This is a genomic window from Actinopolyspora sabaoui (assembly GCF_051225635.1).
Lineage (GTDB): Bacteria > Actinomycetota > Actinomycetes > Mycobacteriales > Pseudonocardiaceae > Actinopolyspora.
Genome location: NZ_JBMIHH010000010.1, coordinates 77,479 through 100,108, shown reverse-complemented (window position 1 = coordinate 100,108; position 22,630 = coordinate 77,479). Strand labels below are relative to the sequence as shown.

The following is a 22,630-nucleotide window of genomic DNA, read 5'->3' as shown; positions in this document are numbered from 1 at the left end:
CCGGAGTCACCGCTTACCGCGCTGGGACGCGGCCCGCCGCGAGATCCGTTTGATCCGGCGGTACGCTCCCAGCGCGATCCGCAGCGTCGGGTGCCGGTCGCTGGACAGCACCAGAGTCTCCCGCAGTCCCGGAACTTTCGGGGGCTCCGGTGTCGACGGAGCTTTCGGTTCCAGCTGTACTCGTTGCCGCGTCGCATCGCGTGCGATTACTTCCGCCAGCGCCTCGATCGCTACTTCGGCCAGTTCGGCCGTATCGGGGTGATCCGGGACCACCTCGGGGCCCTCGGTGACGGCGGGCCGGAGCTCATCCAGATCACCGACCACCTCATAACCCCTTTCCGCCAGCGCCCCGGTGATCCGCTCGGACTGCTGTCGCAGCCATTCGCGGTGTTGTTCGGGTACTTCGAGCGGATTGCGGGCCTTGCGGCTTCCCAGGATCTCTTCCGCCAGGTACCGCTTCACTCGTCGGTCGTGTGTTGGCCAGTCGATGTTGCCGTTGAGCTGCTGGTTCAACCGGCGGATGAGCTCCGTTTCGGCTACGCCCAGGGAACGGTTCCGCTGCTGTACCCGGGTGTCGTACTCCTCGGGGCGCAGCCCCAGGAGTTCGGCGAAGCGGTGCCATACGAGGTCGGTGGAACTGCCCGCGGGAGGCACCGTGACCACGTGGACACGTTCGGGGGGAATCGACCGGCCCCATTTGGCCAGGATCTCGGGGACGTCCTGGCGGTGCCAGAACAGCTCGCTGAGTACGTCCGGCTCGGTGACTGTGCCCCGTACCCCGGCCACGAAGTCCTCGAACGATATCGTGTGGCGGTTTTTGACGTCCTCCTGCCACACGGCGGGTAGCTGGCGCTGCAGGTCCCGCACCGTGCAGATCAGATGGACCTCGGCGAAGGAAAGGTCCGCCATCGCGCGTTCGATCTGTTCCGGGGTGGCCGTGCAGAACAGCTCGTGCGAAACGACTACGGTCGCGGGGCCGTCGGCGGCTTGCTTGACCAGGTTTTCCCAGGCGTTCGGGACGTTGTCGTCGAACCAGTCCACCTGGAACTGCGTGTTCTGCAGGTCCATGGCAGCGTGAAAGTGCGCGTCGGGGCGACTGCCCGGGTAGTGAACACCCGCCTCCCGCAGGGCTTCCCTGTTGTTCCAGAGGATCTCCTGCAGGTAAGTGGTTCCGGTCTTGGGGGAACCGATGTGTACGTAGACTCGGTTGGCATCGGTGTCGCTCATGTGATCATCTTTCATGCGATTCCGGAATTGTGGAACACCCACCGGCAGTATTCGGTAAGGCCCCGATCTAGGCCAGTAGGGAGATGAGCTATGGGATCCTTGGGAGCCACGCTCTGGTTGACCGGGCTGCCCGGTTCCGGCAAGTCGACCATCGCGCAGGCGGTGGCCGAGTACTTGAGGCGGCGCGGTGGAAGGGTTCAGGTTCTCGACGGGGATCAGTTACGGACCAACCTATCGGCCGACCTGGGCTTCACTCAGGCAGACCGGAACACGCACGTGCGCCGGACCGGATTCGTGGCTCAACTGCTGGCCACGCACGGTGTCACGGTGCTTGTGCCGGTTATCGCCCCGTACAGCACCGCGAGGGACGAGGTGCGTGCCCAGCACGACAGCCTGGGATGTCCCTATTTCGAGGTGCACGTCGCCACTCCGGTCACCGAGTGCATGCGACGTGACCCGAAGGGCCTCTACGGACGAGCCGCCGCGGGTGAGCTGTCCGGCCTGACCGGTTACGACGCGGTGTATCAGGATCCGGTGGATCCTGACCTGTGGTTGGACACCAGTAGCACCGACATCACCGCCGCACGGGACGCCGTGCTCGGAATGTTGTCGCGCAGGGTGGGACTTCCGCTTCCCGGTCTGGAGACAGTGGGCGAGTACTGATCCGTCCGGGTGTGTTGATCGAACTCCCGGTGGTCCACGCGGACCACCGGGAGTTTTTGTGTCCGCGCGGGGCGTTGCCCAGGGTGTCCTCCCGGGGCTTCGTTGCAGGCGGGATATTGACCCGCGCACTGTGGCTCAATTATGTTCGCAGGAAGCACGAACGTTCTCTTTGCGAACAAACCGTGGGTGTTGTCGCGAATCCGGACACCAAGCGAAACCGCTGAACGGGGTGACCAGTGGCACGCATACTGCAGCTCGACACGGCCGTGGCCGAGCTGGTCAACGACGGTGACACCGTCGCGTTGGAAGGTTTTACGCATCTCATCCCGATGAGGGCGGGACACGAGATCATTCGTGCGGGCCGACGTGATCTCACGCTGTGCAGGATGACGCCCGATGTCATCTACGATCAGCTGATCGGTGCCGGTTGTGCACGCAAGCTCGTGTTCTCCTGGGGCGGAAACCCCGGGGTCGGTTCACTGCACCGCTTCCGGGACGCGATCCAGCACTCCTGGCCGGTGCCGTTGGAGATCGAGGAACACAGCCACGCCGGGATGGCCAACCGCTACGTCGCCGGTGCCTCCGGTCTGCCGTTCGCCGTGCTGCGGGGATACGCGGGAACCGACCTGCCGGAACACACCGACACGATCAGCACGGTGCGCTGCCCGTTCACCGGTGAGGAACTGGCGGCGGTGGCCGCGCTCAACCCCGATGTCGGCATCATTCACGCGCAGCGCGCCGACCGTGCGGGCAACGTGCAGTTCTGGGGTATCACGGGAGTGCAGAAGGAAACCGTGCTGGCCTCGGCACGTTCGTTGGTGACCGTGGAGGAGATCGTCGACGAACTGCCGGAACAGCCCGGTGCCGTGGTGCTGCCGAGCTGGGCGGTTACCGCCGTGAGCGAGGTTCCCGGCGGGGCACACCCCTCCTACGCCCAGGGCTACTCCGAGCGGGACAACGCCTATTACCAGGAATGGGACGCGATCAGCAGGGATCGCGATCGGTTCCGTGAGTGGTTGGACAGCGAGATCCACGAGCCGGAGAGGAGCGCCCGATGACCGGGGAACCGTCAGAGACACCGACAACCTCGGAATTCACCTCGGACGAGATGATGACCGTGGCCGCTTCACGGTCACTGAACGACGAGTCGGTGTGTTTCGTGGGGATCGGGTTGCCGAGCACGGCTGCCAACCTGGCGCGCCGCACCCACGCGCCCGAGCTGGTTCTGATCTACGAGTCCGGAACGTTGGGTACCAAACCGCAGCGGCTGCCGCTGTCCATCGGTGACGGAGTGCTCGCCGAGACGGCCGACTCGGTGGTCGGGGTTCCCGAGATCTTCAACTACTGGTTGCAGCCGGGACGGGTGGACATCGGATTCCTGGGTGGTGCGCAGGTCGACCGATACGGCAACATCAACACAACCGTGATCGGTGACGACTACGAAGACCCCAAGGTTCGGTTGCCGGGTGCGGGCGGAGCGCCGGAGATAGCCACATCCTGTGGCGAAGTGCTCATCGTGATGCGGCACAGCCCGCGTGCCTTCGTTCCCGAGGTCGACTTCATCACCTCCGTGGGGTACGGAAGGGACGGCTCGGCCCGTACGCAGCTGGGGCTGCCGGGACGTGGGCCGGTCAAGGTCATCACGGACCTCGGTGTGTTGCAGCCCGACGAGGGAACGAACGAACTGACACTGACCGGACTGGCTCCCGGGGTAGAGGTGGAACAGGTCCGCGCGGCGACCGGTTGGCCGCTTCGCGTCGCCGAGGAACTCGGTGTGCAGCAGGTACCCACCGATCGGGAACTGCGGATCCTGCGGGAGCTCAAAGCCACTGTCGGGAATGGAGAATCCTCTTGAGCGACGAGGTGTACGTACTCGAAGCGGTTCGCACCCCGGTGGGCCGTTACGGCAAGGGACTGGCCGAGGTTCGTCCCGACGATCTTGCCGCCCACACGATCAGGGCGCTGCTCGACAGGGTTCCCGGGCTGGACCCGGCCCGGATCCACGACGTGCTGTTCGGTGACGCCAACGGTGCCGGCGAGGACAACCGCAATGTGGCGCGCATGGCGACCCTGCTGGCCGGGCTCCCGACCAGTGTCGCGGGGGCGACGGTCAACCGGCTGTGCGGCTCCGGCCTGGAAGCGGTGATCGAGGCCAGTCGAATCGTGCAGACCGGTGACGGGGATCTGGTACTGGCGGGCGGCGTCGAGTCCATGAGCCGCGCTCCCTGGGTGCTGCCGAAACCGGGGCGCGCCTATCCTCGGGGTCACGAGACCCTGCACTCCACCACACTCGGCTGGCGGATGGTCAATCCCGAGATGCCCTCCGAATGGACCATTTCGCTCGGGGAGAGCGCCGAGCTGTTGGCCGACAAGTACGGTATCGGTCGCGCCGAGCAGGACGCTTTCGCCGTGCGCAGCCACCAGCGGGCGGCGACCGCCTGGGAACAGGGGCTTTTCGAGGACGAGGTCGTCCCGGTTCCGGGGACGGAGCTCACCAGGGACGAAGGCGTGCGTGCCGACACATCGGAGGAGGCGCTCGGCAAGCTCAAACCGGCCTTCCGTGCCGACGGCACCGTTACGGCGGGCAATTCTTCCCCGCTCAACGACGGATCCGCCGCTGTACTACTCGGAAGCCGCACCGCCGCCAACGAGGTCGGTGCCGAACCGTTGGCGAGGGTCGTCAGCCGTGGGGTGGCGGCGGTGGATCCCGACGTATTCGGGATCGGCCCCGTGCGTGCCGCGCGTACCGCGCTGCAACGAGCGGGCATCGGTTGGGGCGATCTCACCGCTGTCGAGCTCAACGAGGCGTTCGCCTCCCAGTCGCTTGCGTGTCTGGCCGAGTGGCCGGAGTTGGACCCGGAGATAGTCAACCAACGTGGTGGTGCGATCGCTCTCGGGCACCCGCTGGGCGCTTCCGGGGCCCGGATCCTGACCAGCCTCGCGCATCAGCTGCGTCGGGCGGGAGGCGGCTGGGGACTGGCCGCCATCTGCATCGGCGTCGGTCAAGGCCTCGCGGTCGTCCTGCACGCATGAACCGGTAATCATCAGGAGCGAGCATGTCCCCCGACTCGATCGGCAACCCGTCGGATCGACTGATCCTGCCCAAGTACGAGCGCGACGATGCCAGCCATCCCGCGCTGGACACCACGGAGTACTTTTCGACGTCCCGGCGCAGCCCGCTTCGTCCGCTACAGTTGCTGCCGCAGAATCTCACCGAGATCACCGGTCCGGTACTCGGGCACGAGCGAGTCGGGGAGACCGACCACGACCTGACCGTGCAACACGACGGTGAACCGCTGGGTGAGCGAATCATGGTCAGCGGCAGGGTCATGGACTCGGACGGCAAACCGGTGCCACACACCCTCGTCGAGGTCTGGCAGGCCAACGCCTCCGGCCGCTACCGCCACGCGGGGGATCGCCATCCCGCCCCGCTGGACCCCAATTTCTCCGGCGTGGGTCGGTGCATGACCGACGAGAACGGTCACTACCGATTCGTCACCATCAAACCGGGTGCTTATCCGTGGCGCAACCACGACAACGCCTGGCGTCCCGCCCACATACATTTCTCGCTGTTCGGCCGTGCCTTCACCCAGCGCTTGGTCACCCAGATGTACTTCCCGGGTGATCCGTTGTTCTACCAGGATCCGATCTTTCAGTCGGTGCGTGACCCGAAAGCACGCGAACGGATGATCTGTGAGTTCGACCTGGACAGCACGATTCCGGAGTGGGCGCTGTCGTACCACTTCGACATCGTGCTGCGTGGCAGGCATGCCACCCCCTTCGAAGAGGACGAGGACGACGATGACGACTGAGCGCTCCGTCGAGGTGACTCCCGTTTCCCAACCAGCCACGACCCCGTCGCAGACCGTGGGGCCGTTCTTCGCGCTGCCGGGAGGTCTGCCGTGGCCCGACGGGCCCGAACTCCTCCCCGCGGACACCCCCGACGCCGTGATTCTGCGAGGCCGGTTGTCGGACGGTGCGGGTGAACCGGTTCCCGACGGGTTGATCGAAATCTGGCAGTCGGACGAGCGAGGTAGGTTCGCGCATCCGGACGACCCACGGGAACAGGCCACGGACTTCCGTGGTTTCGGCCGGTGTGCCACCGGGCCGGAGGGGGAATTCTGGTTCCGCACCGTCAAACCCGCCGCGTTGCCCACCCCGGCGGGGGAGACGGAAGCTCCTCACATCAACGTCACGGTACTGGCTCGCGGGTTGTTGGACCGTGTCGTGACCCGGATCTACTTCCCGGACGAACCCGTGGCCAACGCCGCCGATCCCGTGTTGTCCGGTGTCGATCCCGCCCGAAGGGATACGCTGGTCGCCACGGCGACGGCCGACGGCTTCCGCTTCGATATCCGGTTGCAGGGTGATGACGAGACCATCTTCTTCGCGGTCTGAGACCGCCACTGGACTGTTCACTCCCACGTTCGTCACGGAGGGGTTCGACGAACTCACCGGTCCTGCTGCCTGGCTGCGGGCCATGCTCGAGTTCGAGGGCGCGTTGGCCCTGGCCCAGGCGGACGTCGGCCTGATGCCCACCGTGGTGGCCGAGGAGATCGCCGAGCGGTGTCGGGACGACGATTTCGACGTCGACTCGACAGCGCGGCGCGCGGCGGAGTCGGCGACTCCGGTCATACCGCTGGTCAAGGACCTCACCGCCGGGGTGAGCGCGGAAGCGGCCGGGTACGTGCATCGCGGTGCCACCAGCCAGGACGTGGTGGACACCGCCGCCATGCTGGTGGCGCGGGAAGCCGTTCGCGCGTCGTTGCGCGAGCTGGGCGTGGTCGCCGACGAGTGTGCTCGGTTGGCCGAGGAGCACCGCCACACCCTGATCACCGGCCGTACCCTGCTGCAGCACGCCCTGCCGACCACTTTCGGGCGAAAGGCCGCGGGCTGGCTCGTCGCAGTGATCGAAGCGGCCGAGGGGCTTGCCGGGTGGTGGCGGCGCAGGTTGGCGGTGCAGTTCGGGGGGCCGGTGGGCACGCTGGCAACGTTCGGCTCGGATGGTGTGCGTGTGACCACCGCGTTGGCCGAACGACTCGGACTCGCCGAACCGGTTCTGCCGTGGCACACCGACCGTACCCGTGTCGTCGACCTGGCGACCTCGTTGGGAACCGTGGCAGGTGCCCTGGGCAACATCGCGTTGGACGTCGAACTGGCTGCCCAGACCGAGGTCGGTGAGCTCGCCGAAGGCCGTTCGGGGGGTTCCTCGGCCATGCCGCACAAGCGCAACCCGGTTCGTGCCGTACGGGTCAACGCGGCAGCTCGCCGGGTACCGGGTCTCGTGGCGACCCTGTTGAATGCCGTGCCGCAGGAACACGAGCGTGCCGCGGGTGCCTGGCAGGCGGAGTGGGAGCCGTTCAATGAGCTGCTGCGGCTGACCGGCTCGGCGGCGGCGATCACCGGCGAGATGTTGGGTGAGCTCAAGGTCGACGCGGACAGGATGCGCTCCAATCTGGAGCTGTCCGGTGGACTCCTGTTGGCCGAGCGGATCTCCATGGCGCTTTCCCCGCGGCTCGGACCTGCCGGAGCGAGCGAGCTTGTCGGTGAACTCTCCCGGCGGGTAAGCCGTGACGGGAGCAGCCTGCGCGCCGAGCTTTTGGCGGACGAAACCGTACGCGCGGTGTTGTCCGAACGAGATGTGCTGGAGTTGACCGAGCCCGGTGACTATCTCGGTTCGGCGGAGGAATTCGTCGACCGCGCCCTGGCCGCCCACACACGCTGGAAGGAGACGAGTGCCGGTGATCCCGGACTATGAACTGACCGGTCCGCCCCAGGCTCCCGTACTGGTGCTGTCCAACTCGTTGGGTACGGACCGGACGATGTGGAACGAGCAATTACCCGAGCTGTCGAGCCACTTCCGGGTACTGCGCTACGACCAGCGTGGCCACGGCAGGACTCCCGCCACTTCCGGGCCGTACGACCTGGAAACTCTCGGGCGGGACGTACTCGACCTGCTCGACCACCTCGATATCGCCGAAGCTCACTTCGCGGGCGTTTCCCTCGGCGGTATGACCGGCATGTGGTTGGCGGCCAACGCCCCGGAACGAATCGGAGGACTCGCCCTGCTGTGCACCTCGGCGGAGCTCGGCCCGCCCGAGAACTGGCGCGACCGGGCGGCGTTCGTGCGTGCCAACGGCACCCGGGCGATGGTCGACTCCACCCTCGATCGGTGGTTCACCGCGGAGTTCGCCGCCAAACCGGACGTCGTCACCAAGTACGGTGGAATGATCGCGGCGAGCGATGACGAGGGATACGCTGGCTGCTGTGAGGCGATCGCGGGGATGAGCCTGCGGGAGGGGCTCGGTGGAATCACCGCCCCCACGGTCGTGGTGGCGGGATATGATGATCCGGCGACGCCCCCGGAGCACGCCGAACGCATCGTCGCCGGCATTCCGGGCGCTCGGTTGTTCTTGCTGGAGCGCGCCGCGCATCTGGCCAATGTCGAACAGGCCGAGCGGGTCAATCGCCTGCTCGTCGAACACTTCGCACCGGAAGGCGAGGGGATGTCCATCACATCCGGCGAGGCCGTTTCCGCCGACGGCACCGGTACCGGCATGGCGGTGCGCAGGCAGGTGCTCGGCGACGAACACGTCGACAAGGCGATCGAACGCAAAACCGAATTCACCGAGCCCTTCCAGGACTTCATAACCCGCTACGCATGGGGAGAGCTCTGGGCTTCGGAGGGAATGGATCGTCCGACCCGCAGCTGCGTGACACTGGCGATTCTGGCCGCTACCGGGTGCCACGACGAGCTCGCGATGCACGTTCGAGCGGCACGCCGTAACGGCGTCGAGGCCTCGACCATCAGAGAAGTATTGATGCACGTGGCCGTTTACGCCGGTGTTCCCAAAGCCAACAGTGCTTTCGCGCTGGCGGACCGGATTCTCGACGCGGAAACCGACGAGAACGGTGCTTGACAGAACCGAGGCGGGGGTGCCTATGGAGTCCGAGGGCGATTCCGGGGTCGTGGGGCCGGTACAGTCCCTGACGCGCGGACTGATGGTGATCCGCGCTTTCGACGAGACCCGGCCGGAGATGACGCTGAGTGAGGTCGCCCGTGTCACGGGGCTCTCACGTGCGGCGACTCGTAGGTTCCTGCACACGCTCGTGCGGTTGGGTTACGTCTGGACCGACGGTCGGCTGTTCGCGTTGACACCTCGTGTGTTGGAGCTGGGATTCTCCTACCTGTCCAGCCTGTCGTTGCCGGAGATAGCCCAGCCGCATCTCGAACGGCTGGCCGCCCAGGTCCACGAGTCGGTCTCGGTGTCGGTCCTGGACGGTGACGACATCGTCTACGTGGGGCGGGTACCCACCTCCCGGATCATGACGGTGGCGATCAACATCGGCACCCGGTTCCCCGCCTATGCCACCTCGATGGGGCGGGTGCTGCTGGCGAATCTGGGTGAGCAGCAGCTCACCGAGTACCTGCGTCGGGTGCGTCCCGAACCACTGGCACCGCAGACCCTGACCAGCGTGGGCCCGCTCAGGCGGGAACTGGAACGCATCAGGGCCCAGGGATGGGCCGTGGTCGATCAGGAACTCGAAGCCGGGCTGCGTTCGCTGGCGGCACCCATCCGGGACCGCACCGACAGTGTCGTCGCCGCGGTCAACGTCTCCTCCCACGCGAGCAGAACGAACGCGGAGGACGCCCGAAAAGAGCTGTTGCCGCCGCTGTTGGAGACGGCGGCCAAGATCGAGGCGGACCTACGGGTGGCGCCCCAGGCGGGCAGAACCGCCAGGTGACGGTTTCGGCCGACCCGATTGTCGAGCCCGGTTGACGAGTTCGGTCGACGAGCAGGGTACCGAGGTTGAGACCCACTTCACCCACGGTCGTCAGGCCTCTCGGAGGTTCGTGACGGTGTCCCGGTTCGTTTCCCGACCTCGGGAACCGTGCTCGTCGAACTGGGTTCGGTACAGTTCCGCGTAGTGGCCGTCCTCGCGTTCCAGCAGCTGTTCGTGGGTTCCCTGCTCGACCACTCTTCCGTCGGCTAGCACCAGAATGCGGTCAGCGCGGCGGATGGTGGCCAGTCGGTGGGCGATCACCACTGACGTACGCCCCGTCAGTGCCGTACGCAGGGCCTGTTGCAAAGCCGCCTCCGAGTGGGAGTCCAGATGGGCGGTCGCTTCGTCGAGGACGACGATCGGCGGCTGTTTGAGCAGCAATCTGGCGATGGCCAGTCGCTGCTTCTCGCCGCCGGAGAGCCGGTAACCGCGGTCCCCGACGACGGTGTCCAGTCCCGCGGGCAGTTCGTGCAGCAGCTCTTCGAGCTGCGCGGTCCGCAGCACCCGGTGCAACTCCGTGTCGGTGGCACCGGGTGCTGCGTAGGCGAGATTCGCCCGGATGGTGTCGTGGAACAGGTGGGCTTCCTGCGTGACCATACCGATGGTTGAGTACAGTGAGGACAGCGTGACGTTCCGAACGTCGTGCCCGCCGATCCGAACACTGCCGGAGTCCACCTCGTACAACCGGCCGGCGAGGTGGCCGATCGTGGTTTTGCCCGCCCCGGAATGCCCGACCAGCGCGATCATCTCGCCCGGTTCGGCCCGGAACGTGACGTCGTACAGCACCTGCTCTGCCGGATTGCTCTCCGCACGGGCCACCGATTCCAGCGAGGCCAGGGAGACCTCTTCGGGGCCGGGGTAGTGGAACGAGACCGAGTCGAATTCGAGACTCGCCGAATCGCTCGGCAGATCGATCGCGTTCTCCCGTTCGCGGATCATCGGCGGCAGATCCAACACTTCGAACACCCGGTGGAAACTGACCAGCGCGGTCATCACGTCGACGTGCACGTTGGACAGCGATGTCAGCGGCCCGTAGAGGCGGGTGAGCAGCGTCGTCAACGCCACCAGGGTGCCCAGCTGCAGCGAACCACCGATCACCAGCGTTCCGCCGAGTCCGTAGGCCACCGCCGTGGCCAGCGCGGCCACCAGAGTGAGTCCGACGAAGAACACCCTGCTGTACATGGCCGAGAGGACGCCGAGGTCTCGGACCCGTTCGGCTTTGCGGGCGAACTGCTCGGTTTCCTCGTCGGCCCTGCCGTAGAGCTTGGTCAGCATCGCCCCGCCGACCCCGAACCGTTCCGTCATCAGTGAACTCATCTCGGCGTCCACGGCCATCTGTTCCCGAGTAACGCGTTGCAGACGTTTGCCTATCCACCGCACCGGGAACAAAAACAGCGGCAGCAGAGCCAACGCGATCAGCGTGATCTGCCAGGACAGTGCGAACATCGCCGCCAGTACCAGCACCACGCTCAGTACGTTCGACACCACCGCCGACAGCGTGCTGGTCAACGCGCGCTGCGCCCCGATGACGTCGCTGTTGAGCCTGCTGGTCAGTGCACCGGTCTGGGCCCGCACGAAAAACGCCAGTGGCATCCGCTGTACGTGGTCGAACACGTCCCGACGCAGGTCGTAGATGAGTCCTTCACCCAGCCGGGAGGAAAACCAGCGTTGCAGCAGTGTGAGTACCGCCTCCAACAGGGCGACTCCGGCAACCGCCACCGAGAGCCAGACGACCACGTGCAGTCGCCCCGGCACGATTCCACGGTCGATGATCGCTTTGAACAGCAGCGGGGTTACCACTCCCAACACGGCTGTGGCCGCGACTACGAGCAGAAACGGAACGATGATCCGTAGGTAGGGACGCGCGTAGCCGAGGATGCGTTTGGCCAGTCCTCGCGGGAGACGCTGTCCGGTCACCGAGCTGTCCCTGGTGAGTGAACGCATCGTCGCCCAGCTCACTCCGCTGTTGTCCATGTGAGACCTTCCGTGCTGCCGAAAACGATCCGTCGGAATCCTGTGAATTCGAGTTCGCTCGAAGTCAATGTTCCACGGAGCGACTCTCGGAGGAACCCATCCGAGTTCGCCGCATCGCCCCTGGTAGCGCTGCTTTCCGTGGTGGTACTGGTGCCGACATGAGCATTTCGTTCCCACCGCGCGGCGAACGAAACCCCGTACACCGATCCGCCACATCGTCGGCCGTTCAGGGCGTAGCGTGATTTTCGGGCTGGTGAGTTCTTGCGAGCGGGTGACCCGAAATCGCTCGGAGCTTCGATCGTTACGCGGGCGGGTCCGCTCGGTACGCGTGCCCGTCGGCCTGTAGCAGGGCCGCGGCCCGCACGGTGGCCAAAGCGGCGATGCTTATGGCGATCACGAGGGCGAGCCAAGCCGAGGCCCCCGCTGATTGGTCGTCGCTCGTGGTGCCCACAAACACCCCGAACAACACAGCGGCAGTACCCGCGAGAACGGCCAGGCTCGCATGCGCCGGCATGCTGGCCGATGTCGGGGCACACGCGCCCAGGCACGCTACAGTCAGCGCCACAAGCACCACAGGCACCACGCCGATCACGCCGCCAGAGTCCGGATCCACCAGCTCGAACAATCGGAACAACCCGGTGGTTTTCTCGTAGTCTCGGTACTCTTGCGAGTGCAGCCACGGTCCACCGGACAACGCCAACAGCACGCTGCCCAGGGCCGCGTACAGTATCCGGAAGCGCACCGCCTGCGCATCAGCTACAGCGGAGTCCCGATAGGCGGCGAGCTGGCTCTTGAGCTCCTCGATCTCGTGGTCGCGGTCTGAGGTATTCGGCATACGTGCATCCTATGTGGCGGCGAGCAGCGCACTGGCCTCGAACCATCGGTATGGAGCGGATTTCCACCGGCTTGAGGTTCGGCCCGGAGGCGAGTAGCGACCCACACAGAAGCTCTCAGTCACTCACAAAGCTGTGAACAGGAACAAAGCCGCGCCGTTGTGTACTTTTGGTCCGCCCTCGTACTCGGGTGCGGAAACGGGGGCGAGGCCGAATTCGGCGACCGTGGCCAGAACGCTGAAGGATATTTTGACCCTCGGCTTGGCCGGGCCGTGAACCTGTCCACCGAGTGACACGGTAGGGACAGGATGATGCCTCGCTCGGCGAGCTCCCCGCCACCCTGTGTTCCAGTGTCAACGCGCCGGCGCGGACCACCACGACGGTCCCGGTCGGGGCTCGGCTCGCCGTGGCACGGTCGCATCTCTCCGGAGCGCGAGACCGGCCGAGCACGGACAGCCCGCCAAATCGGGCGGCGAAGGCTTACCATGGCTCGTGCGGCGGGACGGCTGCGCATCCGGCCCGCCGCACGGAGTTGTACCGGGACTAGTTCTCGCTGTAGCCGGCGCGTCGCAGCGCGTCAGCCATTGCCCCGCTGCCCGCGCCGCGCTTGCCCTGTTGCTTGCCTTGTTGGTTGCCCTGCCGCTGGTTGGCGTCGTTGCCGCGCTTCGCCCCGGCCTTGCCGTTGCTCGCGGAACCGCGCGCCCGCCTGCCGGACTCCTCGGGCTTCGTCCCGGAAGCACTCCCGGCGGGAGTGACGTCGTCGTCCAGTCGAAGCGTCAGCGAGATGCGTTTGCGGTTCACGTCCACCTCACGGACCTTGACCCGTACCACCTCGCCCGGTTTGACGACTTCCCTCGGATCGTTGACGAACGACTTGGACATCGCGGAGACGTGTACCAGCCCGTCCTGATGCACCCCGACATCGACGAACGCACCGAACGCGGCGACGTTGGTGACCACCCCTTCCAGCACCAAGCCGGGGCTCAGGTCGTTCAACGAGTGGACGTCCTCGGCGAAGTTCGCGGTGCGGAACTCAGGACGTGGGTCGCGTCCGGGTTTCTCCAGTTCGGAGATGATGTCGGTCACCGTGGGAAGGCCGAAGGACTCGTCGGCGAAATCCGCGGCCCGCAGTTCGCGTAGCAGACCGCGGTTACCGATGATGCCGTCCAACGAGCTGTGGGTCGACTCGACGATCCGGTGCACCACCGGATAGCTCTCCGGGTGGACACTGGAGGAGTCCAACGGGTCGTTGCCGTCGGTGATCCGCAGGAACCCCGCGCACTGTTCGAACGCTTTCGGCCCCAGGCGGGAGACCTCCCGGAGCGCCTGTCTGGACAGGAACCGCCCGTTCGTCTCGCGGTGGCCCACGATGTTCTCGGCCAGCCCGGCGTTGATGCCGGAAACGCGACTCAACAGCGGCGCCGAGGCAGTGTTCACGTCCACGCCCACGGCGTTGACGCAGTCCTCGACCACCGCGTCCAGCGAGTGCGAGAGCTTCGACTCGGAAACATCGTGCTGATACTGCCCGACTCCGATCGACTTCGGGTCGATCTTGACGAGCTCCGCGAGTGGATCCTGCAACCGCCGCGCGATCGAGACGGCCCCACGCAGCGAGACGTCCACCTCGGGAAGCTCCCGCGACGCGTAGGAAGAGGCGGAATAGACCGAGGCACCCGCCTCCGAGACAGAGACTCTGATCAGGCCCTCGCGGGACTCGGCCAGTCGCGCCGCCAGTTTGTCGGTCTCCCTGGAGGCCGTTCCGTTACCGACCGCGAGCAGCCGCGCCCCGTGCCGATCGACCAACCGTTGGAGGGTGGCGAGTGCCTCCTCCCAGCGCCGCTGCGGCTCGTGCGGATAGATGGTGGCGGTTTCGGCGAGTTTGCCGGTGGCGTCCACAACGGCCACCTTCACTCCTGTCCGGTATCCCGGATCGAGCCCGATGGTGGCACGTGGTCCGGCGGGGGCGGCCAGCAGCAGATCGCGAAGGTTTCCCGCGAACACCCGAACGGCCTCGTCCTCGGCCTGCTGCCGCAGTCTGTTGCGCAGGTCGATGTCCAGGTGAACCATGATCCGGGTGCGCCACGCCCAGCGCACGGTTTCGCGCAACCACGGGTCGGCGGGACGACCGCGATCCTCGACGCCGAACCGGGCGGCGATACGGCGTTCGTAGTCACTCGGGGCCCGCCCGTCGGCCGCTCCCTGCCCATCAGAGCTGTCGGGATCGAAATCGAGGGTGAGTTCGAGGACTTCCTCCTTCTCGCCGCGGAACAGTGCGAGCACCCGGTGCGAGGGCAGCGTCCCCAACGATTCGGCGAAGTCGAAGTAATCGGTGAACTTCGAATCGTTCTCGGCCGCACCGGAGCGAGCGGTCGAGGACAACCGGCCCCGTTGCCAGGCCAGTTCGCGCAGTTGGCCGATGAGGTCGCCGTCCTCCGCGAAACGCTCCACAAGGATGGAACGTGCTCCCGCCAGTGCGCCCGCCGCGTCGGGCACCCCGTTGTCGGCGTCCACGTACGCCGCTGCCGAGGTCTCGGGGTCCTGCCCCGGATCTTCCAGCAGTCCGGTCGCGAGTGGCTCCAGCCCCGCCTCCCGGGCTGTCTGTGCCTTGGTGCGGCGCTTGGGTTTGAACGGTAGGTACAGATCCTCCAGCCGGGCCTTGGAGTCGGCGGCCATGATCCGGCTGTGGAGCTCGTCGTCGAGCTTTTCCTGCTTGCGGATCTCTTCGAGGATCGTGTTGCGCCGCTGTTCCATCTCGCGCAGATAGCGTAGCCGCTGTTCCAGCGTACGTAGCTGCTCGTCGTCGAGCGCTCCGGTTGCCTCCTTGCGGTAGCGGGCGACGAACGGCACCGTCGCCCCGTCGTCCAGTAGCCGCACGGCGGCTTCGACCTGCTCGGCACCCACGCCGAGTTCGTCGGCGATCCTTTGGTGAATCGACGTCGTCACGATCCTGTTCAGCCCTTCGACCGGCCTTGATCCCTTGTTGTGATGAGCATTCTCGCCCATCCGTACCCGACGGGTACCGGCCAGGGCTTTCGCGGCGTGGCGTATCACCCGGAAGAGCGGTACTCCCCTGGAGCCAGGAGTACGTCAGCGAGTCCCGGAACTGGGTACCAGCTCCCGAGCGGCGCGAGTGATGGCCGCCGAGTCGATCCCGGCCTGCGCGAGCAGCTCGGCGGGTTTACCGGAGCCGGGCATGTCGGTGACAGCCAACTTCGTCACGGGCACACTGGCTCCCGCCTCGGCGAGTGCGGCAAGCACCGCGTCGCCGAGTCCGCCCTCGGGCCAGTGGTCCTCCACCGTCACCATCCCGTCGGTCTCCTCGGCCGCCAGGCGCAGGGTTTCGATGTCGACCGGTTTGATCGAGTACAGGTCGATCACCCGTGCCTGGATGCCCTCCTCGGCCAACCGCTCCGCGGCATCCAGCGCCTCGTGCAGGGTTACGCCCGCTCCCACGAGAGTCACGTGCTCACCCTTGCGCACGGTTTTGGAACCGCCGATGGGGAAGTCCTCGTCGGGACCGTAGATCACCGGAGTGGCACCACGGCTCGCCCGCAGGTAACAGATGCCTTCCCGGTCGGCCATCGGTTCGAGCAGCCCCACCGTCTGATTCGCGTCACAGGGGTACAGCACGGTGCTGCCGTGTACCGCACGCATGGCGGCCAGATCCTCCAGCGCCATCTGGGAAGGACCGTCCTCGCCGATGGCGACTCCGGCGTGTGAACCCATCAGGTTCACCGAGGCCCGGCTGATCGAGGCCATCCGGATGAAGTCGTAGGCCCGACTCAGGAACGCCGCGAAGGTGGAGGCGAACGGTATCCACCCCCGGGCCTGCATCCCCACCGTTGTGGCAAGCATCTGCTGCTCGGCTATGTACATTTCGAAGTATCGTTGCGGATGCGCTTCGCGGAACTGTTCCGAATGCGTGGAGTTGGAAACCTCGCCGTCCAGCGCGACCACCTCGCCCCGCCGGGATCCCAGTGCGCGCAGCCCCTGCCCGTAAGCCTTGCGGGTGGCCGCGGAGTCTCCGACTTCGAAAACGGGAGATGGCTCGTGGCTCGTTGCGAAAGTGTGGGGCTCGCCCGCCGTCTCCGGTGGGCTCACCTTGACGTGCAGCTCGCGCGCGCCGCCGAGTTCCTCGATGGCCGCGGCCGGGTCCTGCAGTGGTTTGCCGTGTTTACCCGGCAGGTCCTCGACCTCCCTGACACCCTTGCCCTTGCGGGTGCGAGCCACGACGGCCGTGGGCCGTCCCCGGGTGGCCTCCGCCTCGTTCAGGGCGGCCTCGATCCGTTCCGGATCGTGTCCGTCCTCCACCTCCACGGTGTGCCAACCGATGGCGCGGGCACGATCCGAGTAGGACTTCAGATCCCAACCGTGCATGGTCTCGCCGGTTTGGCCGAGGCGGTTGACGTCCACGAGTGCGACAACGTTGTCCAGTCGATAGTGAGCGGCGTGTTCGAACGCTTCCCAGATCGACCCCTCCGCCATTTCGCTGTCACCGCACAACACCCATACCCGGCTGCCCAGCGTGTCCAGTCTCGCGGCGGTCAACGCCAGCCCCACCCCTATCGGCAGTCCCTGTCCGAGTGAACCGGTGGCCACGTCCACCCAGGGCAGGGCGGGGGTGGGGTGACCTTCCAGCCTGCTGCCGAATTGGCGGAAAGTCAGTAGTTCCGCGTCGTCGATCGCTCCGGCGGCCTTGAAACAGGAATACAACAGCGGAGAGGCATGCCCCTTCGAGAAGACCAGGTGATCGTTCCGGGGGTTGTTCGGCCGGTCGAAATCCAGTCTCAGGTGACCGTCCAGCAACGCCGCCATCAGATCGGCCGCGGACATCGACGAGGTGGGATGACCCGAGCCTGCTGCGTCGGCGGCTCTGATCGAGTCCACTCGCAGCTGTTGTGCCAGTTCGTGTCTGAATTCCATCCGTTCCACTCCAGGTGGGTTCCCGGTTGGCCGAAGCCACAAACACCGCTTTCGGGGCAGGGTGGCACCGCCTTCGGGGCTAGGGTGAGCCGGAAGTCGCACCGGAGTGAACACTCCCGGTGAGCAGCTGGGGAAACACAGGGGGTAGGTGCTCACTCGGATTTGCGCACCGGTCCGTGCGGGGTTGCAATCGGACCCCACACGATGCCTGCAGTAGGAGGCGCGCCATGGATATGGTCCTAGCGCAAGGAACCGGGTTCAACGTGCTCGACAGCCTGCAGAGCGGGTTCACACAGCTGATCAGCTATCTGCCGCAGTTGATCGGCGCGCTTCTGGTGCTGGTGATCGGTTACATCATCGCGAGGATTCTTCGGGCGCTTGTCACGCGGCTGCTGCGGCGCCTCCATCTGGACGACCGGATGTCCCGCGCCGGCCAGGGCGCCCGCTATGTGGAGCGCCTCAGCCCCCGAGGCAGCCCCTCGAGGTTGATAGGGACCGTCGTCTTCGCCGTGATCATGCTCTTCGTGCTGTCCTCGGCGATCGGAACGCTCGGTATCCCCGCGTTGACCGGCTTCATGAACGTGGTGCTCGGTTATCTTCCGCGCGTGATCGCCGCGCTGGCGATCTTCCTCCTCGCCGCGGCCGTCGCTGGAGCCGTGGGTACGTTGGCCGGCCGCACGATGGGGGACACACCGGCCGGGCGCATGGCACGCACCGCGGCTCCCGCGCTGGTGATGGCGATCGGTGTGTTCATGATTCTCACTCAGCTTCGTATCGCTCCGGTGATCGTCACCGTGACTTATGTGGCCCTGGTTGGGGCAATAGCTCTAGGCTCGGCGCTGGCCTTCGGTCTCGGGGGCAGGGAGGCCGCAGCGGAGATGATCAATTCGAGTTACCGGCGCAACTTCGGCGGCGCCGAGCAGGCCACCTCTCCGCAGGGCGCTGAAACCGCCGAACAGTCCCAGAACTGGAGCGTGCGTGGCGCGGGAACCGCTTCGGCACCGAGTGGAGCACCCACCGAGACCGAGCAGGGTGGTGGCGACAGCGGGGGATCCCACCGAGCGACCTGAGAATGGGAGGTGCTCACGGTGTCCACACCACACCACGAGTCCGAACCCGGCCCCGAACCGACCGGGGCCGGCTCGGGGCCGGACCTGTCGGGCAGGCCCGTGGTGGATCGTGACGGTTCACGGCTGGGCAGACTGGAGCAGGTCTATCTCGGCCCCCGAAGCGGCTCGCCCACGTGGGGGGTGGTGCGCGCGGGTGGCAAACAGCGTTTCGTTCCGCTGCACGACGCCGATCCCGGCCGGGGAACGGTGCGCATCACGGCCAGCAAACGTCAGGTGCGCTCCGCCCCCACGGCCGCGGCGGACGCCGAGTTGCGTCCCGAGTTCGAGGGAAGGTTGGCCGAGCACTACGCGGGAGCTCCGAACACCACCCGTGGTTCGATGCTGAGCGTGCGGCGCAGTCGAGGAGCGATCAGCGGAGTGCTACTCGTCCTGCTGGGAGTTTGGACGGGGCTGATCCCGTTCGTCGGACCCTACTTCGGTTACGGTTTCGGCGGTACGCAGCCGTGGAGTTTCACCCTCGACCGGCTGTGGCTGTGCGTGCTGCCCGCGCTGGCCATCCTGCTCGGCGGCTTGTTGTTGGTTCCCACCAAGAATCGGTTCCTGGCGAGTGTGGCCAGCGTGCTGGCGATGACGGGGGGAGTCTGGCTGATCATCGGTCCCAGTCTGAGCAGGCTGTGGGGCACGGAAGGCGTCGCCACTCCGATCGGGGCTCCGCTCGGTTCGCCGGGAATGTGGGTGGCGGCACAGCTCGGATTCTTCTTCGCGGTGGGAGCGCTGGTGGTGACGGTTGCGGCCATGGCGTTCGGTCGGCTGACCGTGCGGTCCGTCAGGGACTGAACACCCTCCAATGCGGAGTGACCGCGCTGGAAGACATCGCGGGGCTACTGCACTGGGGATTGCACTTTCAGTGACATGAAGTATTCACTAAGTCACTCAATCGGACGAGGTCAGTAAGCCTGCGCTGTGTCGCTCAGCGATCTACGCTGACCACAATGAACGCCCTCATCAGCTGTGCGGGGTAGGAGGTGGTCATGGCTGCGCTACCGGACCGTGCCCGCCCTGCTCGGCAGCCGGCGCGATCGTTCGAGATGGTGCTACCCGGCCAGCTGCCGGAGGTGGGCGAGGTGCTGGCGCGGGCCCAATCGGAGAACTTCACCGTCGCCGCCCGGGTGCTGCCGTACCGGATCCGGCAACACCTCATGGCCGTCTACGGCTTCGCCCGACTCGTGGACTACGCCGGAGACGAGGCATGTGGTCCTCGTGAAGGGCTGCTCGAACTGCTCGAGGCGGACCTGGGACGTGCTTACGAGGGCACCCCACGACTTCCGTTGCTGCGCGCGTTCGCACCGACCGTGCGTGCCTGCGGTATTCCCCGCGCGCTTCCCTCCCGGCTGATAGAGGCGAATCGGCGGGACCAGCACGTACGTCGCTATTCCACTTTCGAGGAACTGCTCGATTACTGCTACTACGCTGCCAACCCGATCGGGGAACTGGTCCTCTACATCTTCGGCCGGGCCGAGCCGGAGCTGATCCGACTTTCCGACCGCATCTGTTCCGCGCTGCAGATCCTGGAACACTGCCAGGACATCGGCGAGGACTTTCGGCAGGACAGAATCTACATGCCGCTCACCGACCTGGGGGAGTTCGGGTGTGCGGAATCGGAGCTCGCGGCCCCCACCGTATCCGCCGAACTGCGCAGGCTCGTGTGGTTCGAAGTGGATCGCGCGCTGGAACTGCTGCGTTCCGGTCAACCGTTGGTCGGACGGCTGTCCGGACTGGCCCGGTTGGCGGTCGCGGGCTACGTGGCGGGCGGGGTGGCCACGGCCCGCTCCTTCGAACCGGCCGGCTACGACCCACTGGCAGTGGAGGTGCGTCCCAACCGGAGGAGGATCCTCTCCGAATGGGTCCGGCTCTCGGTGTCGTCCTCGGCGGGGCTCGAACACGACCGTGTCCGCGACGCCTACCGGTACTGCGAACGGGTCACCCGAACCCGGGCACGCAACTTCTCCTACGGCATCCGCCTGCTTCCTCCGGTCAAACGCGGCGCGCTCTCCGCCGTGTACGCCTTCGCCCGCAGGGTGGACGACATCGGAGACGGCTCGTTGTCGAGCGAGCAGAAGCTGCTACGCCTGCGACAGGCACGACAGGATCTCGACGATGTCGGTCCGAACGCCAAGGATCCCGTACTGGTGGCACTGGCCGACGCCACCCGCGGGTTGCCCGTGCCGCTGGAGGCGTTCCACGAACTCATCGACGGGTGCGAGGCCGACGTGCAGGGCACTCGATACGAGACCTTCGAACAACTCACGCACTACTGCCGCTGCGTCGCCGGGTCGGTGGGGCGACTCTCGCTGGGGGTCTTCGGCCACGAGGTCACCGGTCTGGCCGCCCAGCGAGCCGACGCCCTCGGAGTGGCGTTGCAACTGACCAACATCCTGCGCGATCTGCTGGAGGATCGTCGCGGCGGCCGTGTTTACCTGCCTGCCGACGATCTGCGTCGTTTCGGTGTCTCACTCGAACTGGACTCGCGGGGGATGTTCACCGACTCACGCGGTGCCCTGAACGAGCTGGTGCGTTTCCAGGCCCGTCGAATCGAACGGTGGTACTCCGAGGGGCTGCGGTTGCTCCCCCTGCTCGATCACCGCAGCCGCGCCTGTTGCGCGGCGATGGCAGGGATATACCACGAGCTGCTGCGGCACATCGCGGATGACCCCTCGGCTGTGACTCGCGGCAGGGTCACGTTGCCGGGTAGGCAGAAAATGGTCGTCGCGGCTCGTTCACTGGCGGGGCTGAAATCATGACCCGTGGTCGGGTAGTGGTCATCGGGGGTGGTCTGGCCGGTGTTTCCGCCGCGTTCGGTTGTCGTGACGCCGGTTTCGACGTGACCCTGTTGGAGGCGCGTTCCCGGTTGGGCGGAGCCACTTACTCGTTCTCCCGGGGCGAGCTCACCGTGGACACCGGACAGCACGTCTTTCTGCGCTGCTACACCGAGTACCTCGCGCTGCTGCGACGTCTCGGCACCTTCGACAGAGTACGGGTCCAACCGAAATTCCGTGTCCCCGTGATCACGCCGCACGGTCCCGGCTGGACCTTGCGGCGCACCGAGCTGCCCGCACCGGGACACCTGTTGCCCGCGCTGTGGGGGCATCGTGCGCTGTCCCCACGGCAACGGCTCACCGCGGCGCGGACGGCGCTGGCACTGCGCGGACTGGATCCGGACGATCCGGCCCTGGAACGCACCGACTTCGGGAGCTGGCTGCGCTCCCGTGGCGAATCGGACCGCTCCGTGGCCACGTTGTGGGGACTGTTCTGCGTCGCGGCGCTGAACTCCCAGCCGGAGGAGGCATCGCTGGCCCAGGCGGTCAAAGTATTTCGCACCGGAATGTTGGACACCACCACCGGAGGCGACATCGGAGTGATCCGTCGTCCGTTGAGCGAAGTGCACGGTGAACCGGCTCAGCGGAAACTGTCCGAGGCAGGGGTACTGTCGTTGACGCGGCACAAGGCCTCGGAGATATCCGGCGAGCCGGGTGACTACCGCGTACGGGTGAGTGCCGAGCAGGAGTACGAACTGACCGCGGACGCGGTTGTCCTCGCCGTCCCGCATCCCGCCGCTGCCAAACTGCTGGCGGACCGGCGCTCACCCGTCGTTGCCGATTTCACCACGTTGTCGCGCGCGCCCATCGTGAACGTGCACGCCCATTTCGATCGTAGGGTGACCGCCCTGCCCATGGCCGCCGCCCTGGACTCCCCGGTGCAGTGGTTGTTCGACCGAACGGAAGCCGCCGACGCGCCCCGCGGCCAGTATCTGGCGATTTCGTTGTCCGCGGCCCACGAGGAGGTGAAGGAGCGTTCCGCACGACTGCGTGAGCAGTACCTACCTGAGTTGCGAAGACTGTTTCCCGCCGCCCGAGAGGCGCGAATACTCGATTTCTTCGTCACGAGAGAGCCCGTGGCCACGTTTCGACCCGTCCCCGGAGCGAGAGCGTCACGTCCGGCCGCGCGCACGGCCGAGCGAGGACTTGTACTGGCAGGCGCGTGGACCGACACCGGATGGCCGGACACCCTCGAAGGGGCTGTACGAAGTGGAAACACCGCGGCACGCGTCGTCAGCGGGACCGTCGACCGCCACAGCGATGTGGCGTGGAGGTGAGG

General features: G+C 66.4%; 18 protein-coding genes and 1 pseudogene. 14 read left to right on the top strand and 5 right to left on the bottom strand.

Translation table 11 applies throughout. The features are described from left to right. Positions 1-6 precede the first annotated feature (6 nt). Positions 7-1,227, bottom strand: coding sequence for a hypothetical protein (locus tag ACOQFL_RS18510; RefSeq protein WP_435545441.1), 1,221 nt, complete (start codon positions 1,225-1,227; stop codon positions 7-9). 90 nt (positions 1,228-1,317) lie between these two features. Here ACOQFL_RS18510 and cysC point away from each other — a divergent pair, with 90 nt between their 5' ends. From cysC to ACOQFL_RS18465, 9 genes are all read left to right on the top strand, one after another. After that, complete coding sequence (cysC, locus tag ACOQFL_RS18505) at positions 1,318-1,890, top strand: adenylyl-sulfate kinase (RefSeq protein WP_435545440.1); 573 nt, start codon at positions 1,318-1,320, stop codon at positions 1,888-1,890. A 236-nt stretch (positions 1,891-2,126) separates the two neighbouring features. Next, a complete protein-coding gene (locus tag ACOQFL_RS18500; RefSeq protein WP_435545439.1) occupies positions 2,127-2,948 on the top strand; it encodes a CoA transferase subunit A in 822 nt (273 codons plus the stop codon). After that, the gene (locus tag ACOQFL_RS18495; protein WP_435545438.1) at positions 2,945-3,745 is read left to right on the top strand and encodes a CoA-transferase subunit beta; all 801 of its coding nucleotides are present in this window, start codon (positions 2,945-2,947) and stop codon (positions 3,743-3,745) included. Before ACOQFL_RS18500 ends, ACOQFL_RS18495 begins: the two co-directional genes overlap by 4 nt. Further along, positions 3,742-4,923, top strand: coding sequence for a thiolase family protein (locus ACOQFL_RS18490; RefSeq protein ID WP_435545437.1), 1,182 nt, complete (start codon positions 3,742-3,744; stop codon positions 4,921-4,923). Before ACOQFL_RS18495 ends, ACOQFL_RS18490 begins: the two co-directional genes overlap by 4 nt. A 23-nt stretch (positions 4,924-4,946) precedes the next feature. Then, positions 4,947-5,702, top strand: coding sequence for a protocatechuate 3,4-dioxygenase subunit beta (gene pcaH, locus ACOQFL_RS18485; protein ID WP_435545436.1), 756 nt, complete (start codon positions 4,947-4,949; stop codon positions 5,700-5,702). Next, positions 5,692-6,288, top strand: a complete 597-nt coding sequence (gene pcaG, locus ACOQFL_RS18480) for a protocatechuate 3,4-dioxygenase subunit alpha (RefSeq protein ID WP_435545435.1) — start codon at positions 5,692-5,694, stop codon at positions 6,286-6,288. Before pcaH ends, pcaG begins: the two co-directional genes overlap by 11 nt. Beyond that, positions 6,260-7,648, top strand: a complete 1,389-nt coding sequence (gene pcaB, locus ACOQFL_RS18475) for a 3-carboxy-cis,cis-muconate cycloisomerase (protein ID WP_435545434.1) — start codon at positions 6,260-6,262, stop codon at positions 7,646-7,648. The genes pcaG and pcaB overlap by 29 nt, the downstream gene beginning before the upstream one ends. Further along, a complete protein-coding gene (gene pcaDC, locus ACOQFL_RS18470) occupies positions 7,632-8,810 on the top strand; it encodes a bifunctional 3-oxoadipate enol-lactonase/4-carboxymuconolactone decarboxylase PcaDC (protein WP_435545433.1) in 1,179 nt (392 codons plus the stop codon). The genes pcaB and pcaDC overlap by 17 nt, the downstream gene beginning before the upstream one ends. A 22-nt stretch (positions 8,811-8,832) precedes the next feature. Then, a complete protein-coding gene (locus tag ACOQFL_RS18465) occupies positions 8,833-9,636 on the top strand; it encodes an IclR family transcriptional regulator domain-containing protein (protein ID WP_435545547.1) in 804 nt (267 codons plus the stop codon). Between the two features lie 90 nt (positions 9,637-9,726). Here the strand turns inward: ACOQFL_RS18465 and ACOQFL_RS18460 are convergent, their stop codons facing one another. The 4 genes from ACOQFL_RS18460 to ACOQFL_RS18445 form a co-directional block, all read right to left on the bottom strand. Continuing rightward, on the bottom strand, positions 9,727-11,649 hold the full coding sequence (locus ACOQFL_RS18460) for an ABC transporter ATP-binding protein (RefSeq protein WP_435545432.1): 1,923 nt from the start codon (positions 11,647-11,649) through the stop codon (positions 9,727-9,729). 301 nt (positions 11,650-11,950) lie between these two features. Beyond that, positions 11,951-12,484 (bottom strand): hypothetical protein, encoded by a 534-nt coding sequence (locus tag ACOQFL_RS18455; RefSeq protein ID WP_435545431.1) that lies wholly within the window; start codon positions 12,482-12,484, stop codon positions 11,951-11,953. Positions 12,485-13,025: 541 nt separating this feature from the next. Further along, entirely contained in the window at positions 13,026-15,485 is a 2,460-nt protein-coding gene (locus tag ACOQFL_RS18450; protein WP_435545546.1) for a Tex family protein, read from the bottom strand. A gap of 84 nt (positions 15,486-15,569) precedes the next feature. Then, entirely contained in the window at positions 15,570-17,405 is a 1,836-nt protein-coding gene (locus ACOQFL_RS18445; protein WP_435545430.1) for a transketolase, read from the bottom strand. 227 nt (positions 17,406-17,632) lie between these two features. Between ACOQFL_RS18445 and ACOQFL_RS18440 the strand changes: the two genes are divergently transcribed. The 5 genes and pseudogenes from ACOQFL_RS18440 (at position 17,633) to hpnE (ending at position 22,628) form a co-directional block, all read left to right on the top strand. After that, positions 17,633-18,475: a mechanosensitive ion channel family protein gene (locus ACOQFL_RS18440; protein ID WP_435545429.1), complete on the top strand. Its 843-nt coding sequence runs from the start codon at positions 17,633-17,635 to the stop codon at positions 18,473-18,475. Positions 18,476-18,493: 18 nt separating this feature from the next. Then, positions 18,494-19,312, top strand: coding sequence for a PRC-barrel domain-containing protein (locus tag ACOQFL_RS18435; protein WP_435545428.1), 819 nt, complete (start codon positions 18,494-18,496; stop codon positions 19,310-19,312). A gap of 194 nt (positions 19,313-19,506) precedes the next feature. Beyond that, positions 19,507-20,358: pseudogene (gene hpnC, locus ACOQFL_RS18430) on the top strand (squalene synthase HpnC); the annotation flags it as partial. A gap of 33 nt (positions 20,359-20,391) precedes the next feature. Beyond that, complete coding sequence (gene hpnD, locus ACOQFL_RS18425) at positions 20,392-21,276, top strand: presqualene diphosphate synthase HpnD (RefSeq protein ID WP_435545545.1); 885 nt, start codon at positions 20,392-20,394, stop codon at positions 21,274-21,276. Then, complete coding sequence (hpnE, locus tag ACOQFL_RS18420) at positions 21,273-22,628, top strand: hydroxysqualene dehydroxylase HpnE (protein ID WP_435545427.1); 1,356 nt, start codon at positions 21,273-21,275, stop codon at positions 22,626-22,628. Before hpnD ends, hpnE begins: the two co-directional genes overlap by 4 nt. Positions 22,629-22,630: the final 2 nt, after the last annotated feature.

Excerpts from the sequence above, each read along its gene's own strand:
- ACOQFL_RS18510 (WP_435545441.1), bottom strand. The coding sequence starts at position 1,227 with ATGAGCGACACCGATGCCAACCGAGTCTACGTACACATCGGTTCCCCC.
- cysC (WP_435545440.1), top strand. The coding sequence starts at position 1,318 with ATGGGATCCTTGGGAGCCACGCTCTGGTTGACCGGGCTGCCCGGTTCC.
- ACOQFL_RS18495 (WP_435545438.1), top strand. The coding sequence starts at position 2,945 with ATGACCGGGGAACCGTCAGAGACACCGACAACCTCGGAATTCACCTCG.
- pcaH (WP_435545436.1), top strand. The coding sequence starts at position 4,947 with ATGTCCCCCGACTCGATCGGCAACCCGTCGGATCGACTGATCCTGCCC.
- pcaG (WP_435545435.1), top strand. The coding sequence starts at position 5,692 with ATGACGACTGAGCGCTCCGTCGAGGTGACTCCCGTTTCCCAACCAGCC.
- pcaB (WP_435545434.1), top strand. The coding sequence starts at position 6,260 with ATGACGAGACCATCTTCTTCGCGGTCTGAGACCGCCACTGGACTGTTC.
- ACOQFL_RS18465 (WP_435545547.1), top strand. The coding sequence starts at position 8,833 with ATGGAGTCCGAGGGCGATTCCGGGGTCGTGGGGCCGGTACAGTCCCTG.
- ACOQFL_RS18460 (WP_435545432.1), bottom strand. The coding sequence starts at position 11,649 with ATGGACAACAGCGGAGTGAGCTGGGCGACGATGCGTTCACTCACCAGG.
- ACOQFL_RS18455 (WP_435545431.1), bottom strand. The coding sequence starts at position 12,484 with ATGCCGAATACCTCAGACCGCGACCACGAGATCGAGGAGCTCAAGAGC.
- ACOQFL_RS18450 (WP_435545546.1), bottom strand. The coding sequence starts at position 15,485 with ATGGGCGAGAATGCTCATCACAACAAGGGATCAAGGCCGGTCGAAGGG.
- ACOQFL_RS18445 (WP_435545430.1), bottom strand. The coding sequence starts at position 17,405 with ATGGAATTCAGACACGAACTGGCACAACAGCTGCGAGTGGACTCGATC.
- ACOQFL_RS18440 (WP_435545429.1), top strand. The coding sequence starts at position 17,633 with ATGGATATGGTCCTAGCGCAAGGAACCGGGTTCAACGTGCTCGACAGC.
- hpnE (WP_435545427.1), top strand. The coding sequence starts at position 21,273 with ATGACCCGTGGTCGGGTAGTGGTCATCGGGGGTGGTCTGGCCGGTGTT.